This window comes from Postechiella marina (assembly GCF_039538365.1).
In the GTDB taxonomy this organism is placed as follows: domain Bacteria; phylum Bacteroidota; class Bacteroidia; order Flavobacteriales; family Flavobacteriaceae; genus Postechiella; species Postechiella marina.
The window spans coordinates 524,782-542,873 of record NZ_BAABCA010000001.1; the positions used below are offsets into that span (position 1 = coordinate 524,782).

The window sequence follows — 18,092 nt, forward strand, 5'->3', positions numbered from 1 at the left end:
TGTCTTACTTATTACAAGATACAAATTTTGTATTTTTATAACCTATAAACCCTAGAAAAATGAAGATAAAACATACGCTTATATTAATTGGTGCAGCAGCTATAGTTACAGCTTGTGCTACTAATCCATTTACAGGAAAAAAGACTATGGCATTGGTGCCTAATTCGCAATTGTTTCCTAGTGCTTTTGCTCAATATGGTCAATTTTTAACAGAAAATAAAGTAGTAACAGGAACAAAAGATGCCGAAATGATAACTAGAGTAGGGCAACGTATTGCTGTTGCTGCAGAGCGTTGGTTAAATGCTAATGGGCATCAAGGGTATTTAAATGACTATAAATGGGAGTATAATTTGGTAGACGATAAAACGGTAAATGCTTGGTGTATGCCAGGAGGAAAAATCGTTTTTTATACAGGTATTTTACCAATTGCTGATGGAGAAACAGGTGTTGCAGCAATTATGGGGCACGAGGTGGCTCATGCATTAGCAAACCACGGACAGCAACGTATGAGTGCTGGTTATTTACAGCAAGGTTTAGCTGTAGCAGGAAATGTGGCTATTAAGGATGAGCAAACAAGAAATGCTTTTAACCAATATTATGGAGTAGGATCTAATGTTTTAGGTATGTTACCTTTTAGTAGAAGTCATGAAACTGAAGCAGATAAAATAGGTGTGTATTTAATGGCTATTGCGGGTTATGACCCAAGTGAAGCAGCCGATTTATGGAAGCGTATGAAGGCTAATAGTGGAGGAGAAGCACCACCAGAAATGCTAAGCACGCACCCATCAAACGATTCTAGAATTGCAAATCTTACTGCATTGGCTCCAAAGGCTAAAGAAGAAGCTAAAAAGTTTGGCGTTACATCGTTTAGATAGAAAATAAATAGCATTCAAATAAAAATATTTGATTACTTTAGAAGCTGCTCAAAACGAGCAGCTTTTTTTGTACAATAATTCCTTGCTTATTTTTAAAGAGTCATGAGTTTAGGTTTTATTAATTTGATAGAAAAAAGACCTAAATAGATATTGCGTATGGTAAAATTAGAAAAAGGAAGTAAAAAACTGTTAAATGCTTGGGCGTTTTACGATTGGGCAAATTCGGTATATACTTTAACCATTGCTTCTTCTATATTTCCAATTTTTTATTCGGCATTATTTCTTTCAGAAATTAAAACAGTTCAAGCTTTTGGTACAGAATTTAAAAGTACTGCGCTAATAACTTTTGTTACTGCATTTACTTTTTTGGTAGTAGCAATAACTTCGCCTATACTATCTGGTATTGCAGATTATGTAGGTAATAAAAAGAATTTCTTAAAGTTTTTTTGCTATGTAGGTAGCGTAGGTTGTATTGGTTTGTACACCTTTAGTTTAGAGCATATACATTTAAGTTTAATGTTTTATTTTATGGGGTTAATAGGTTATTGGGGAAGTTTAGTTTTTTACAATTCGTATTTGCCAGATATTGCTTTTCCAGAACAGCAAGATAAAATTAGTGCACGAGGCTTTTCGATGGGATATATTGGTAGTGTTATTTTATTGATTATAAATTTAGCTATGGTAATGAAGCCAGATTGGTTTGGTTTTGATATAAGTATAGATGATGCGATAAGAAAAACGGGAAGTGAAGAAGATATTATGATGGCATTAAAAAAAGCTAAAGATGCTGCTTCTTTTAAAGCGATGAAAATAGCTTTTATAACAGTTGGTGTTTGGTGGGCTTTGTTTAGTCAATACTCTTTTTATTTTTTACCAGCTGGTTCATCTAAAGGACATAAGGTAACAAAAGCAGTGGTTTTTAATGGCTTAAAAGAATTGCGATTGGTGTGGAGACAGCTTAAACAAAATTTAAGATTAAAGCGTTATTTGTATGCTTTTTTTGTTTTTAGTATGGCAGTGCAAACCATTATGCTTGTAGCGGTTTATTTTGGAGAAGAAGAGATTGATTGGGGTGGTGCTAGCGAAAAAACAACAGGATTAATAGTAAGTATTTTAGTAATACAATTGGTTGCTATTTTGGGAGCTATTTTAACATCTAAAGCATCTTCTAGATTTGGTAATATTAAAACACTTATAGTTGTGAATTTTATCTGGATGGCTTTGTGTTTTTATGCTTATTTTATGCAAACGCCTATACAGTTTTATATAGCAGCAGGTTTTGTAGGCTTGGTAATGGGTGGTGTGCAGTCTTTAGCACGATCTACGTATTCTAAATTTTTACCTGAGACGGAGGATACAACTTCTTATTTTAGTTTTTATGATGTAGCAGAAAAAATTGGTATTGTTATAGGTATGGTAATTTTTGCAACTATAGATCAGGTTACTGGTAGCATGCGTAATGCTATTTTGTTTTTATTTATTTTCTTTTTATTTGGAATTGTATTGTTGTATCGAGTACCAGAAAAAGAAAAGCATGTACAATAAAGAATATTAAACAGATGCACTTTGTCTTTTTAGAAAGATAGATTTTAGAAAAATAGAGTAAAAAAAAATCCGTTTTCAATTTGAAAACGGATTTTTTATGAGTTTGATTTTATATTAAGATTCTGCAGGCTTTTCTGCTTTTTCGATAGAAATACTAAGCTCTTCAGATTTTGTATCTAAATCAATTTTAATATTATCACCATCTTGAAGATGAGAAGCTACAATTTCTTCTGCTAAAGCATCTTCTACATATTTTTGAATGGCTCTTTTAAGTGGTCTTGCACCATATTGTTTATCAAAACCTTTGTCTGCAATATAATCTTTCGCACTTTCTGTAATGGTTAGATTGTATCCTAAACCTTTAATTCTAGCTAAAAGTTTTTCTAATTCGATATCTATAATTTTGTTTATGTCTGCTTTTTCTAGAGCATTAAAAACAACAACATCGTCTATTCTGTTCAAGAATTCTGGAGCAAAAGATTTTTTTAGGGCATTTTCTATAACCTTAACAGCATTAGCATCTTCTTGTGCTTTTTGCGAAGCAGTACCAAAACCAATTCCTGTTCCGAAATCTTTAAGTTTACGTGCACCAATGTTAGAAGTCATGATAATTATCGTGTTTCTAAAATCAATTTTTCTGCCAAGGCTATCGGTTAAATGTCCATCGTCTAAAACTTGTAAAAGCATATTAAATACATCTGGGTGTGCTTTTTCAATTTCATCTAAAAGAATAACAGCATAAGGTTTACGTCTTACTTTTTCTGTAAGTTGTCCGCCTTCTTCGTAGCCTACGTATCCTGGAGGCGCACCTACCAATCTAGAAATGGCGAATTTTTCCATGTATTCACTCATGTCAATTCTAACAAGCGAGTCTTCAGAGTCAAATAATTCTTTAGAAAGTACTTTTGCTAGCTGCGTTTTACCAACACCAGTTTGTCCTAAAAATATAAAAGAACCAATAGGTTTGTTAGGGTCTTTTAGTCCTGCACGGTTACGTTGTATCGCTTTAACAACTTTTGCTACAGCTTCGTCTTGACCAATTACTTTTCCTTTTATTAATTGTGGTAATTCGGCAAGTTTATTAATTTCTGTTTGCGCAATTCTATTAACAGGTACACCTGTCATCATAGAAATAACATCGGCAACATTGTCTTCTGTTACTATTTCTCTATGTTGTTTTGTGTCTTCTTCCCATTTTTCTTGAGCAATGCTTAGTTCTTTTTCAATGCGTTTTTCGTCATCTCTAAGTTTAGCAGCTTCCTCATATTTTTGTTTTCTAACAACAGCATTTTTAGTTTCCTTAATGTCTTCTAGTTGTTTTTCTAACTCAATAATTTGTTTTGGCACATCTATGTTGGTAATATGCACTCGAGAACCTGCTTCGTCTAAAGCATCAATAGCTTTGTCTGGTAAAAAACGTTCTGTCATGTACCTATTAGTTAATTTTACACAAGCTTCAATAGCTTCTGGTGTATAATCAACATTATGGTGTTCTTCGTATTTACCTTTAATATTGTTTAATATTTCTATGGTTTCATCAACGCTAGTAGGCTCAACAATAACCTTTTGAAAACGTCTTTCTAAGGCACCATCTTTTTCAATATATTGTCTGTACTCGTCTAGAGTAGTAGCACCAATACATTGTATTTCGCCTCTTGCTAAGGCTGGTTTAAACATGTTAGAAGCATCTAAACTTCCTGTTGCTCCGCCTGCTCCAACTATGGTATGAATTTCGTCAATAAATAAAATAACATCGTCATTTTTTTCAAGTTCGTTCATTACAGCTTTCATACGTTCTTCAAACTGTCCTCTATATTTGGTTCCTGCAACTAAGCTTGCTAAGTCTAAAGTAACTACGCGTTTATTAAATAAAATACGCGATACTTTTCGTTTAACAATTCTTAATGCTAAACCTTCTGCAATGGCAGATTTACCAACACCAGGTTCTCCAATTAAAAGTGGGTTGTTTTTTTTGCGTCTGCTTAAAATTTGAGACACGCGTTGTATTTCCTTTTCTCTACCAACAACAGGGTCTAACTTTCCTTCTTCGGCAAAAGCTGTTAAATCGCGTCCAAAATTATCTAAAACGGGTGTTTTAGATTTCTTGTTAGTCTTTCCTGTTGGACTATTAAATACATTGTCTTTTGGAGCATCTTCAGAGCTTGCATCATCATCTTGAAAAGATTCTGCTTTAGGCTCTATATAGTCATTATCGTTTGTAATCATAGATTTAAATTGTTCTTTAACATTATCGTAGTCAACTTTTAATTTATTTAAAAGCTTAGTAGTGGGGTCGTTTTCATTTCTTAAAATACATAATAGCAAATGTGCTGTATTTATTGATGTACTTTGAAATAGTTTGGCCTCTAAAAACGTTGTTTTTAAAGCGCGTTCTGCTTGTCTTGTTAAATGTAAATTCTTTTTTTGGTTAGAAGCAGTGGTAATATTAGGGTTTGCAGGACTTAAAATCTCGACTTTACGCCTTAAATGATTTAAGTCTATATCTAGTGCATTCAAAATATTTATTGCTTTGCCATTACCATCTCGTAAAAGTCCGAGCATTAAATGTTCTGTACCAATAAAATCGTGTCCTAATCTTAGGGCTTCTTCTTTGCTATAAGCAATTACATCTTTTACTCTTGGGGAAAAATTGTCATCCATAATAGGTTCCTTTCTGCATTAAAAATACTAAAACATTTTATCTAAGGCAAAAACTATACCTTAAATTATAGCTAAAGTTGCTAATTGACGAAAAAAAGTTTATTAAATCAAAATTTATGCATGCATAGTTATTAACCAAAAAGGGATTAAAAATTGTTAATAAATAGTCCTAAAATTTAACTAAGATCATTTATTCTCACTAACGAAATTACTATATTAGCATGTTTTGAAATATTGATAAAAATTTAATTAAATATATATGGCAGAAGGAGAAAAATTGATCCCTATTAACATTGAAGATGAAATGAAATCTGCTTACATTGATTATTCAATGTCAGTCATTGTGTCACGTGCTTTACCAGATGTAAGAGATGGTTTAAAGCCAGTACATAGACGTGTGCTTTACGGTATGCACGAACTAGGTATTAGAGCAAATTCGGCACATAAAAAATCTGCAAGAATAGTTGGTGAAGTTTTAGGTAAGTATCACCCACATGGAGATACATCTGTATACGATGCTATGGTGCGTATGGCTCAAGAGTGGAGTTTACGTTATATGCTTGTAGATGGGCAAGGTAACTTTGGCTCTATAGATGGAGATAGTCCTGCAGCAATGCGTTATACAGAAGCACGTATGCGAAAAATATCTGAAGACATGTTGGCAGATATTGATAAGGAAACAGTAGATCATAAATTAAACTTTGATGATACCCTACAAGAACCAACAGTTTTACCAACACGAATTCCTGGACTATTAGTTAATGGAGCTTCTGGTATTGCTGTAGGTATGGCAACAAATATGCCACCACATAACTTAACAGAGGTTGTTAATGGTACTATAGCATACATTGAAAATAATGACATTGAAATAGACGAATTAATTACTCATGTTAAGGCGCCAGATTTTCCTACCGGAGGAACTATTTATGGTTACGATGGTGTAAAAGAAGCTTTTCATACCGGTAGAGGGCGTATTGTTATGCGTGCCAAAGCTAATATAGAAGAGGTTAATGGACGAGAGTGTATTATTGTAGACGAGATTCCGTACCAAGTGAATAAAGCAGATATGATTAAGAAAACTGCAGATTTGGTAAACGATAAAAAATTAGAAGGTATTTCTACTATTCGAGATGAATCTGATAGAAATGGTATGCGTATTGTTTACGTTTTAAAGCGAGATGCCATTCCTAATATTGTATTAAACAAACTATTTAAATACACAGCATTACAATCGTCTTTTAGTGTAAATAATATTGCTTTAGTTGATGGGCGTCCAAAACTTTTAAATTTAAAAGAATTAATACACCATTTTGTAGAGCATAGACACGAAGTTGTAGTAAGACGTACTACTTACGAACTACGAAAAGCAGAAGAGCGTGCTCATATTTTAGAAGGTTTAATTATTGCTTCAGATAATATAGACGAAGTTATAAAAATTATTAGAGCATCTTCAAACGCAGACGAAGCTAGAAATAATTTAATAGAACGTTTTAAACTCTCAGAAATACAAGCAAAAGCTATTGTAGAAATGAGATTGCGCCAGCTTACAGGATTAGAACAAGATAAGTTGCGTGCAGAGTACGAAGAGATTATGAAAACCATTACCGATCTTAAAGATATCTTAGATAGAAAAGATCGTAGAATGGATATAATTAAAGAAGAATTAGAGGTTGTTAGAGATAAATATGGTGATGAGCGTCGTTCTGTAATAGAATATGCTGGTGGCGATTTAAGTATTGAAGATATGATACCTAACGAGAAGGTTGTTATTACCATTTCTCATGCAGGTTACATTAAACGTACATCTCTTACAGAATATAAAACTCAAAATAGAGGTGGCGTTGGGCAAAAAGCATCAACAACACGTAATGAAGATTTCTTAGAGCATTTATTTGTTGGTACAAACCACCAATACATGTTATTCTTTACCCAAAAAGGAAAATGTTTCTGGATGCGTGTTTACGAAATACCAGAAGGTAGTAAAACTTCAAAAGGTAGAGCTATTCAAAACCTAATAAATATAGAACAAGACGATAAGGTAATGGCCTTTATATGTACTCAAGATTTAAAAGATGAAGAGTATATTAATAACCATTATGTTATTATGGCAACCAAAAATGGTCAAGTTAAAAAAACAGCTTTAGAGCAGTATTCTAGACCAAGAACTAATGGTATTAATGCAATTACTATTAAAGATAACGATGAGTTGCTAGAAGCTAAATTAACAACAGGAGAAAGCCAAGTAATGTTAGCACTTAAATCTGGTAAAGCCATTCGATTTGAAGAAGCTAAAACAAGACCTATGGGGCGTGGTGCTTCTGGAGTAAGAGGTATAACTTTACAGCATGATAAAGATGAAGTTATAGGAATGATAGCTGTAAATGATATGGAAAGTAATATTCTTGTAGTTTCGGAAAACGGATATGGAAAACGTTCTAGCTTAGAAGATTATAGAATTACTAATAGAGGAGGAAAAGGAGTAAAAACCATTTCTATTACAGAAAAAACAGGAGATTTAGTATCTATTAAAAATGTAACAGATGATGATGATTTAATGATTATTAATAAATCTGGTATAGCTATACGTTTAGCAGTTAAAAATTTAAGAGTTATGGGTAGAGCTACCCAAGGAGTTAAGTTAATTAACCTAAAAGGAAACGATTCTATTGCTGCAGTTGCGAAAGTAATGCACGACGAAGATGATGTTGAAGTAGTAGGTGAAGAGACGGAAAACGCTGCTAATACTGATGTTTTAGAAGATGGCACAACTCTTGATAATACTAATGAAGAAAATAACACTGAAAATTAAAACTAAATTTATTTAAAATGAAAAAACAAACTATTATAGCTTTAGCTCTTTCTGTTAGCGCATTTTCGTTTGCACAAAAGAAGGAAATTAAAACAGCTGAAAAAGCAGTAAAAGCTAATAATTTTTCTGAAGCTATAGCAGCTCTTAAACAAGTAGAGCCTCTTGTAGAATCTTTGGATGAGAAAACAAAATCCAAATATTATTATTTAAAAGGTGTTGCATTATTTGCAAACGGAGCTGGTAATAATAACGATGTTACTAATTCTTTAGAGAATATAAACAAAGTAAAAGGAGCTTATGGATCTGAAATAAAAGCGTTAAAACAATCTATGATTAATAGCTTTTTAACAAAAGGTAATAACGCTTACGAGAAAAAAGATTACAATACTGCATCTACTAATTTCGAGCGTGTTTATAATTTAAACAAAAAAGATACTGTATATCTTTACTACGCTGCTGCAACTGCAGTAACAGCTCCAGATTATCCTCGTGCTTTAAAACTTTATGGAGAATTAAAAGACTTAGGTTACACAGGTATAGAAACTAAATACTATGCTATTAACAAAAAATCTAAAGTAAAAGAGAATTTTCCAAGCAAACAGTTAAGAGATGTTGCGTTAAAATCAAAAAGTCATATAACACCTACTCAAGAAACAACAGAGTCTAAAAAAGCAGAAATTGTTAAAAATGTAGCTTTAATATATGTAAGTGAAGGTGATAATGAAAAAGCTGTAGAAGCCATTAAAGATGCGCGTGCAGAAACTCCTAACGATGTTAACTTAATTTTGACAGAAGCTAACCTATACCACAAAATGGGTAATACAGAAGAGTTTAAAAGATTGTTAACTATGGCTACAGAAATGGATCCAGAAAATGCAGATTTACAATACAATTTAGGTGTAATTGCTGCAGAATCGAAAGATGTTGCTGCTGCTAAGAAGTATTACGCTAGAGCTGTAGAGTTAGACCCTACTTATATTAATGCTTATATTAATTCTGCTGCATTAGTTTTAGGTGAAGAAGCTGCTCTTATTGAAGAAATGAATGGTTTAGGTAGCTCGAAAGCTGATGATAAAAGATACGATGAGTTAAGAATTAAGCGTCAAGATATTTACAGAAGCGCTATTCCTTTATTAGAAAAAGCATTAGCTATTGAAGAAAAGAATGAAAGTGCTGCTACTACATTATTAAATATTTATAGTGTATTAGGAGAAACAGATAAGTATAAAGCTTTAAAAGCTAAAATGGAAGGATAGTAATATTCTTAAAATAATAGGGTGTTAAATAAACACACCTTTATAATTATTTAAAACGCTCTGCAACATATGTTGTAGAGCGTTTTTTTGTTTTAGCTAATAGTCTGTAAAAGCTTATTTTTAGTGGTGTTTAAGCATTTGTTATTAAATTACTGTCTGTTTTATATTTACCAATGCACACATTTTATTTACCAAACTACACAACAAAATTGAGTTAAATAACAACTTTTACATGGTAAACTTAAAAGTTTTAAATGTTATGAGTAAAAGTATAAGGAAAGTCAATTTTAAATTATCAACCATCTTTATTTTGTTTATTGTGTTGTTAAACTCAGTATGCTTATTTGCAACTGTAGCAGAAAACAAAGGAGAAATTGTTGTTTTTGGAAATGAAATAGCAGATGATGCTACTCCAAAGGTATTAGAGCGTATGATGCAGGCAGAGGCATCTCCAATTTCTGTTATAAAGTTTAAAAAAGGAACGTATCATTTTTATCCAGATAAAGGTTTAGAGGTATTTTGTTATATATCTAATCATGACGATGTTATGGTAAGAACAGCTTTTCCCATATTTAATTTTAGTAATTTAACTATAGATGGTCAAGGTTCTACATTTATTTTTCATGGTAGAATGGTGCCTTTTTTGGTCGATAATTCTAAAAATATATCTATAAAAAATGTATCTGTAGACTGGGCTATGCCATTTCATAGTGAAGGGGTAGTTGTAGCTAGAGACGAAAAAAATAAAACTTTTGATTTACAAATATCAGACGATTATCCTTATGAGATTAGAAACAATCAAATTGTTTTTGTAAAAGAATATTACGAGCATACTTTAGGACAAACCATATTATACGACCCAGAGCGTAAGGCTATTGCATTCGATACTGAATCGTACACCAATATATCAAACGGAAAAAAATCTGCAGTTCAAAATAACATTGATAAAATAAAATATAAATATAAAATCGATCCACGTTCTAAAACTCAAAAAGTTTTGGGTATTCAAAAAACATTAAAGGTAGAACAGTTAAAACCAGGCTTAGTTCGATTTACAGGTCATAAAAAGAAAATGCCACCTATAGGTATGGTATTAACAAGTAAAGGAGATCAAAGTATAAATAGGTTGGCTCCTGCATTTAGAGTAACACATACTGCTGGATTTAATGCCATAAACGTGAATGTTCATCATGCTGGTGGAATGGGATTGATAGCAGAAAACTCTTCTGATCTTATTTTAGATGGGTTTAATATCACAGCATCAAATGGGCGAATGGTATCGACATCTGCAGATGCCACTCATTTTGTAGGGTGCAGAGGTAAAGTAGAATTAAAAAACTGTGTCTTTAAAAATCAATTAGACGATGCTACTAATGTACACGGTACTTACCAAGAAGTTGTAGATGTAATAGACGATTATACTTTAGGTGTAAGAATGGGACATGCGCAACAGCAAGGTTTTCAAATAGGTGTTAAAAACGATAATATTGGGTTGGTTAGATTAAGTGAGTCATTTTTCTCATATGGTAGGTTAACTATTAAGAGTATTAAGAAAATTAACGGACGTTATCAAAAAATAACCTTTAACGAAAAATTACCAGCAAAAGTAGCGCCAGGAGATTTAATAGAAAACCTAGATGGCTATCCAGATTTATTGGTAGAGAATTGTACAATAAGTAGTAACCGAGCAAGAGGCTTGTTAATTTCTAATCCTAAAAATACTATTATAAGAAATAATTTTTTCCATACAGAAATGGAAGCTATTCTTATACCTGTAGAGAGTGGACATTGGTTTGAATCTGGAAATGCAGCAAATGTTGTTATTACTGGTAATACGTTTCAAGATTGCCAACATAGTGGATTTAATAGAGGTGTAATTCGTTTTGTAACAGATGATGATAACGAAAATATAGCCTTCAAAAACATAGAAATATCAAAAAATACTTTTAATCATTTTGACAATTTAATTCTAGAAGTAGCCAATACAGATGGTTTAAAAGTGTTAGGTAATACCATTACAAATTCAGGTACATTCCCTATGCTTCACCCTAAAAATCCTGCAATTAAAATAAAAACGTCTAAAAATATTCAGTTTAAAAACAATAATTATAAAGGTAAAGCCACCACAATTTTAGAAAAAGATAAAACTATAACTAATGTAAAATTTAAATAACTAAATCTCTTTATGACAAAACAAAATCAATAAAATTAATCACTCCAGCGCATGGTATTACTAACTAAATACCTGGAGGACACATTAACTATTTAACAAAAAAATCACTAACTAAATTAAATTAAATGAAATTAAAACAAAAATTTAAAACAGCGAGGGGCTTGAGCTATTTTATGCTTACCCTGCTTGTTTCGCTAAGTTTTTGCGTGAATGCTCAAGCACAGAGTATAACCGTAAAAGGAGTAATAACTAGTGAAGACGATAATTTACCTATACCCGGAGTATCGGTTCTTGTACAAGGAACTAACACAGGTACTATATCAGATTTTGATGGAAACTTTTCTGTAAAAGCTAAAATGGGAGCAGTGCTACAGTTTAGCTATTTAGGTATGACTGAAAAATTCGTAACTGTAAAATCGGCAGAAATGAAGGTGGCAATGGCCTCAAGTTTAGAAGACTTAGAGGAGGTTGTTGTTGTTGGTTATGGCGCGGTTAAAAAGAAAGAAGTTACTGGTGCTGTAGCGCAAGTAAAGGCAGAACAAATTGAAGAGTTTGTAACGTCTGATTTAGCTTCAGCATTACAAGGTCAGGTTTCAGGTGTAAGCGTTACTGCTTCTAGTGGAGAACCAGGAGAGTCTGCAAGTATTCAAATTAGAGGGGTTACCTCTTTAATTGGTTCTAACGAGCCTTTATATGTTGTAGATGGAATTGCACAGCAAGGAAACCCCAATATAAGTCCTAACGAAATTGAAACTATAGATATTTTAAAAGATGCAGCTTCTGCAGCAGTTTATGGTACAGAAGGTGCTGGAGGTGTTATTTTAATAACAACAAAGCAAGGTAAAGAAGGTAAAATGAGTGTAAGTTTTAATACGTCATATGGTGTACAAACACTTCGAGAGGGTATTAGATTAATGGATTCTAAAGAAACACTTTTTTTTAATATTACGCAGGTAGATAATGGAGCTTCTATTTTCGATCCAGGCCCGACTAGAGTTCCAGAATGGTTAAATAACAATAATAAATTTGACGATTATGTGCTGGTTAATGGTGCGAGTACTTCGAGACATACATTAAATGTATCGGGCGGAGCTAAAGGTTTTTCATATAACGCTACAGTTAACTACTTCGATCAAGATGGTACTTTAATTAATTCGGGAACAAAAAGAATAGATGGTAGAGCTTCAACAAGTTATAAATCTGATAATTGGAGAATTAATACAAGTGTAGGTTTTACAACAGAGAGAAGACAGCGTTCTAGTAATGGTTTAATATCTAACGCGCTTCGTTATTCACCACTTTACCCATTAGTAGAGCCAGCAGAAGATGTAATTTACTCCACAGGAAATACAGGAGATGGAGGAGTAAGAACGCCTTTAGAAATTTTAGCACAGGCATTAAAGAGAAAAAATGAAGGTACTAGAGATAGAATAAATGCAAGTTTAAGTATAAGCAGAGACTTAGCTCAAGGTTTAAGTTTTACATCTACAATTGGTACTGCAATAACAGATGAGTACACCGATATTTTTTCACCACAATATTCTATAGTATTTTTAAACGGAGACCCTACAGAAACAGATCCGCTTAAAAGTATTGTACAAGCATCATCAACAAGAAGCACAACTTTATCTACAGATGCTACTTTAAGATATAAGAAAAGATTTGGAGATCATAATTTTGGAGCACAAGCAACCTTCGCTGTAAAAGAAGAGACGTACAAAGGGTTTTTAGGAAGTAAAAATGGAGTGCTAGATAATTCGGTTGAAACTTTAGATGGTGGAAGTATTAATCCTGTAGCTTCTTCTTTTGATAAGTTTAAAAGTACACAATTAGGTGTATTAGGTCGAATTACTTACGATTATAAAGGTAAGTATTTATTATCTGCTTTAGTGCGTAGAGATGGTTCTGCTAAGTTTAGCCCTAATAACCAATGGGCAACTTTTCCTTCAATAACTTTAGGTTGGAATGTTTCAGATGAAGGTTTTTGGAGTCCTTTAAAAAGAACAATAAACAATTTTAAAATTAGAGCAGGTAGAGGAACAGTTGGTAATAACCGTTTTAATAATTATGCATATCAAGGTACTGTTAGAAATAACTCTAATTACATATTTGATGAAAACGATACCGAGTTATCTTTTGGGTCTGCAGTTTACAATTATGCGAATGCCAATGTACAGTGGGAAACCAAAACAGAATCTAATATAGGGTTCGACATGGGCTTTTTTAGAAACAAAATATCGCTTAGTGTAGATTTTTACGATTCTAGAAATAAAGATATGTTATTTCCAGTAAGAGTACCTGGGTCTGCAGGTGCATATGACGGGGCAGGTAATGTAAACACTATTTTAAATGTAGGTAACATGACAAATAAAGGTTTTGAAATTGCTGCAAAGTATAAAACCAAAATTGGTAAAAGTAACTTTAATACAAACTTTACATTTACTAGAAACTCTAATAAAATTACAAGTACTGCAGGTCAATCTTTAATATTTAATACAGGTTCTAGAATTAACTCTAACGATTTAACAGTGTTTGCAGAAGGGTATGAAGCAGGAGCATTTTGGTTGTATGAAACCAATGGAGCTATTAACACAGAAGACCGTTTAGCAGAATATCAAAAGCTGAAGTTGGATGCACAAATGGGAGATATAGAAGTTGTTGATTATAATAAAGATGGTAAAATTGATGTAAATGATAGACATTACACGGGTAGTGGATTACCAGACTTTGAAATTGGTTGGAATTTTCAATGGAGATATAAAGGCTTTGATTTAGGAATGAATTGGTTTGCATCTGTAGGGTCTGAAATTATAAATGGAAATAAAATTGAAGCTTATACAAGAGGTAGACATAGAGATTTGTTAAACATGTGGTCTGCAGATAATCCTACGTCAAGTATTCCTATTCTTAGAGATTTTGGAACAGATAACTACCAAACTAATTATGATTACTGGGTAGAAAGTGGAGACTATTTAAGATTAAAACTGATAACTTTAGGCTACAGCTTACCAAAAGATTTAGTACAAAAAATAGGGCTTACTAATTTAAGAATGTTTGTTTCTTCTCAAAACCCAATTACAATAACAAACTATTCTGGGTACGATCCAGAAATTGGAGGAAATGTAGTAAGAAGAGGTATCGATGCATCAAGGTATCCATTATCAGCTTTATATACATTAGGAGTAAATGTTAAATTTTAAAAAGCGAAAAATGAAAAATTATAAATATATATTTAGTTTGGTTGCTTTAATAGTAACTTTACAATCATGCGAATCTTATCTAGAAGAAATTAATCCTAACGGTGTTTCTACAGATAATTATTGGAAAGATTTAACAGAGTCTAACGAAAACCTAACCTCTGTATATAATGGTTTATTAAACCAATACATTTGGGGTATAGATAATGAGGCTTTAAGAAGCGATATAGGGTTTCCTAAAAGCAGAACAAATCCAGTTAGTTATGGTTACGAGTGGCATTCTCAAAAATTTGATAACACGGGAACACATTATTTTAAAAGCTGGAATGGTATGTATAGAGTTATTTGGAGAGCCAACCAAGTAATAGCAGGCTTAAATAATATGGGAGATCAATTTAAAAGTGAAGAATCTTGGACTACTCAAATGGGAGAAGCTCGTTTTTTAAGAGGATTAATGCATTTTTATCTACATTCAATTTATAATAACGGTCAAATTATAATTAGAGATGAAGCTCCAGAAAATTTAGAGGAATTTTCTAAGCCATTATCTACTTCAGAGGAAGCTATAACATTTTTTAGAGATGATTTAAAGTATGCTTACGATAACTTACCAGCAATTCAACCTCAAAAAACTAGAATAAGTAAAGGTACAGCAGCATTAGTTTTAGGTAAAAGCTATTTGTATACTAAAGAGTATGATTTAGCGATGCCTTTGTTAAACGATGTTATAACAGGACCATATGGATATAGTTTGCTAGAAGGAGATAATGTAAAATTATTATTTACTCAAGATGGCGATTATAATTCAGAATCTATTCTAGAATTAAACTACACAGAAGTACATCAAAGGTTAGTGCAAAATAAAGACGAATGGGATGAAGAAGCTTACACCAATAGATGGGCAAGATATACCGCACCAGCCAGTCCGTTTGGAGGTGGTGGTGCTAATTACTTTTTACCAACATCTTGGTTAACATTTGCTTACTCTAATGAAGTAAAAGACACTAACGATTCAAGAAACAAAAAGGAAGATGGTGTTACATCTATAAGTGTACCACTAAGATGTGCACAAATGATTGCTGTGGTTAACGACGAAGAGTCTACATATTACCAATCTAAACCAGGATATGAAAAAGTGCCTTTTGGTGGAACTACGTTTTCATACTTTAAAAAACTGACTAATCACGATAGGCTAACATCAGAGGATAATAATGCTATTGGTAGTTCTTGGGCTTCTGGTAAAAATGTGGTTATTTATCGTTTATCTGATGCTTATTTAATGTATGCAGAGTGTTTACTAGAAACTGGAGATCTTCAAGGTGCTATAGATAATATTAATGTTATTAGAAAAAGATGGGGGTTAGAATCTTTAGTATTAAATGATGAGTCTTTATTTATAGATTATACAAGTGGAGCTGCAGAAAGTACCGATTACGAAACTAAATTAAGAGATCATTTAAGACATGTAGAAAGACCTTTAGAGTTGTGTTTAGAAGGAAATGGAGAAAGAGCAATAGATTTAAGACGATGGAATGTTACTAAAAAGCGTTTTCAGTATTTATCAGATAGCGAATACCGAGTTGTAGATTATAACTTTACTAAGGAAGATGGAACAACAGGTAAAGGTAGTTTAATAGAAAAAGGCGAAACATTAGTGGCTAATTCAAACTTAAATATAGAATTTGATGAAGCTGCGGTTAACTTTATAGAAGAGCTACACGCGTACTTACCGCTTCCAAATGATGAGATTTTATATAACCAAGAAGTAGACTAAAAAAAGAGAATTATGAATAATAAAATAAAAACATTTGCAGTTATGTTGTTAGGAGTTTTCGCTTTTACAACAAGCTGTTCAGAAGATGAGTTTTCATTGTATGGAGATTCGCTAGATAATAACAGTGATTTTTCTAGTTTTAAATGGTATACTAGTGGTACTAAAACTACAGCTAGAGAAAGCGAAAAGCAAATTAACTTAAATACATATGTAGCCTTTTATGATGTATCTAGAAATCCTTTAACTCATATTTGGAACATACCAAATTCAGCTAATTTATTAAATACAGAGTTTACAGAGTCAGATTCAATTTACGATAAGTTTATAATTTCAGGAAAATCATCTCAAGAAGATTTGGTAAATGTACATTTCCCAGAACCAGGAGTGCACGAAGTTATATTATCAAATACATTTAAAGATTCTGTAACAGATGCAGTTAAATCTGGAAACGAATGGGTAGTGAATAAAGTGTTTACTATTGATGTATTCGCAGACCCTAATCCAACAGGTAAAGTTTATAGACAAAATTTTATTACAGATCCAGACAACCCAACAGGTCCTACTATTTTAGATGAAGATAATCCGTTTTCTGAATTTTTAACAATATCAGAATCAGACAACCCTCAAGAAGGAGACGTAGACTCTTGGCAAGAAATATCTATAGAAGCAGGAGAAACATTACGCTTTGAAGATTTATCAATTACTAACGAAATAGGTAGAGTAGATGGTGTAAAATGGTATTTAGATGGCGGTAAACCAGAAACAAGTGGTAAAGAAATAGCAGATATAACTTATAATAAATTAGGAGATTATACTGCATGGTTTGAATCTAAGCGTAGTGCAGAGGCTGGGCCAGTAAGATCGGTTTCTAAATTAATTCCTTTAAAAATTAAAGTAACTAAATCTTCTAAGCCATTTAAATTTAATGGAGGTTTAAAAATAGACGAAAATGGTGTTATTTCTTTTTCTGTAACAGGAGAAGCTGTAAAAGCATTAAATCAAGAATCTAAATTTAAAGTACATGTAGTTAATACAGAAGCTGGATTCGATGGAGATATTGCAGTATCTAGCGTCTCTATTAGTACAGATGATGCTACGGTTTTAGAGTTAAAATTGGCAGAACCTGTATATAATTCAGATGTTGTAACCGTCTCATATATTGGTGGTGCTATAGATGAGGACAGGATAACATCTGTAGACGAAAGATATCTAGAAGATTTTGCAGATGAAAATTTAAAAATGTTTTTTGGAGGCATTATGGATTTAGGTCAGTACACAGGATACGAAAGAGTTTGGGGAGGTAGCGGTAACCAATTTAAAAAGGCAAATTCTGAAGGTTTTTGGGGGCAACACAATGCAAATAAAGAAACTGGTATAGTGTATTACTGGAGAGATACGGCACAGAAATATGAAGGTAATAGTGCTATGAAATTTGAAACTTCTAGCTCAGGTATTCCTGCGCTTGCAAGATTACAAGGAAATAAGAATTTTAGTGCAGTTGAAGAAGGTAGTTATATTCCTTCTGTTTGGGTATTTCTAGATCCAGCAAATACCATGAAAACTATACAGTATAACTATACAACTAATGTGGATGCTACTTTTAATTTCGATATTTCTACGGTTGCTCGTGGTAAATGGGTTCAAGTAACTCTACCAATTATAGAGCTTCCAAATATAGATAACGGAGGAGGTAGATTAGACATAAATATAACTAATGTAGGACAAGATGATGCTATAGTACAACTTATGTGGTTAGATAATTTTGATTTATTAAAAGTTATTAAAAGATAAAACATGTTTAA

9 protein-coding genes are annotated in these 18,092 nt (G+C 32.5%); 8 read left to right on the forward strand and 1 reads right to left on the reverse strand.

The genetic code is table 11. The features are described 5' to 3' along the window. The first annotated feature begins 59 nt into the window (after positions 1-59). Together ABD715_RS02170 and ABD715_RS02175 are read left to right on the forward strand one after the other, a co-directional pair. Positions 60-875, forward strand: coding sequence for a M48 family metallopeptidase (locus tag ABD715_RS02170; RefSeq protein WP_344786425.1), 816 nt, complete (start codon positions 60-62; stop codon positions 873-875). A gap of 156 nt (positions 876-1,031) precedes the next feature. Further along, the gene (locus ABD715_RS02175; protein WP_344786426.1) at positions 1,032-2,420 is read left to right on the forward strand and encodes an MFS transporter; all 1,389 of its coding nucleotides are present in this window, start codon (positions 1,032-1,034) and stop codon (positions 2,418-2,420) included. Positions 2,421-2,534: 114 nt separating this feature from the next. Here ABD715_RS02175 and ABD715_RS02180 read toward each other — a convergent pair whose 3' ends face one another. After that, positions 2,535-5,081, reverse strand: a complete 2,547-nt coding sequence (locus tag ABD715_RS02180; protein ID WP_344786427.1) for an ATP-dependent Clp protease ATP-binding subunit — start codon at positions 5,079-5,081, stop codon at positions 2,535-2,537. A 259-nt stretch (positions 5,082-5,340) separates the two neighbouring features. Here ABD715_RS02180 and gyrA point away from each other — a divergent pair, with 259 nt between their 5' ends. The 6 genes from gyrA (at position 5,341) to ABD715_RS02210 (ending at position 18,081) form a co-directional block, all read left to right on the forward strand. Next, complete coding sequence (gyrA, locus tag ABD715_RS02185; RefSeq protein ID WP_344786428.1) at positions 5,341-7,890, forward strand: DNA gyrase subunit A; 2,550 nt, start codon at positions 5,341-5,343, stop codon at positions 7,888-7,890. 17 nt (positions 7,891-7,907) lie between these two features. Next, entirely contained in the window at positions 7,908-9,146 is a 1,239-nt protein-coding gene (locus ABD715_RS02190) for a tetratricopeptide repeat protein (protein WP_344786429.1), read from the forward strand. Positions 9,147-9,405: 259 nt separating this feature from the next. Continuing rightward, positions 9,406-11,319, forward strand: coding sequence for a right-handed parallel beta-helix repeat-containing protein (locus tag ABD715_RS02195; protein WP_344786430.1), 1,914 nt, complete (start codon positions 9,406-9,408; stop codon positions 11,317-11,319). 125 nt (positions 11,320-11,444) lie between these two features. Continuing rightward, complete coding sequence (locus tag ABD715_RS02200; protein ID WP_344786431.1) at positions 11,445-14,519, forward strand: SusC/RagA family TonB-linked outer membrane protein; 3,075 nt, start codon at positions 11,445-11,447, stop codon at positions 14,517-14,519. 10 nt (positions 14,520-14,529) lie between these two features. After that, positions 14,530-16,290, forward strand: coding sequence for a RagB/SusD family nutrient uptake outer membrane protein (locus ABD715_RS02205; RefSeq protein WP_344786432.1), 1,761 nt, complete (start codon positions 14,530-14,532; stop codon positions 16,288-16,290). Positions 16,291-16,302: 12 nt separating this feature from the next. Continuing rightward, positions 16,303-18,081, forward strand: coding sequence for a hypothetical protein (locus ABD715_RS02210; RefSeq protein ID WP_344786433.1), 1,779 nt, complete (start codon positions 16,303-16,305; stop codon positions 18,079-18,081). The last annotated feature ends 11 nt before the right edge of the window (positions 18,082-18,092 follow it).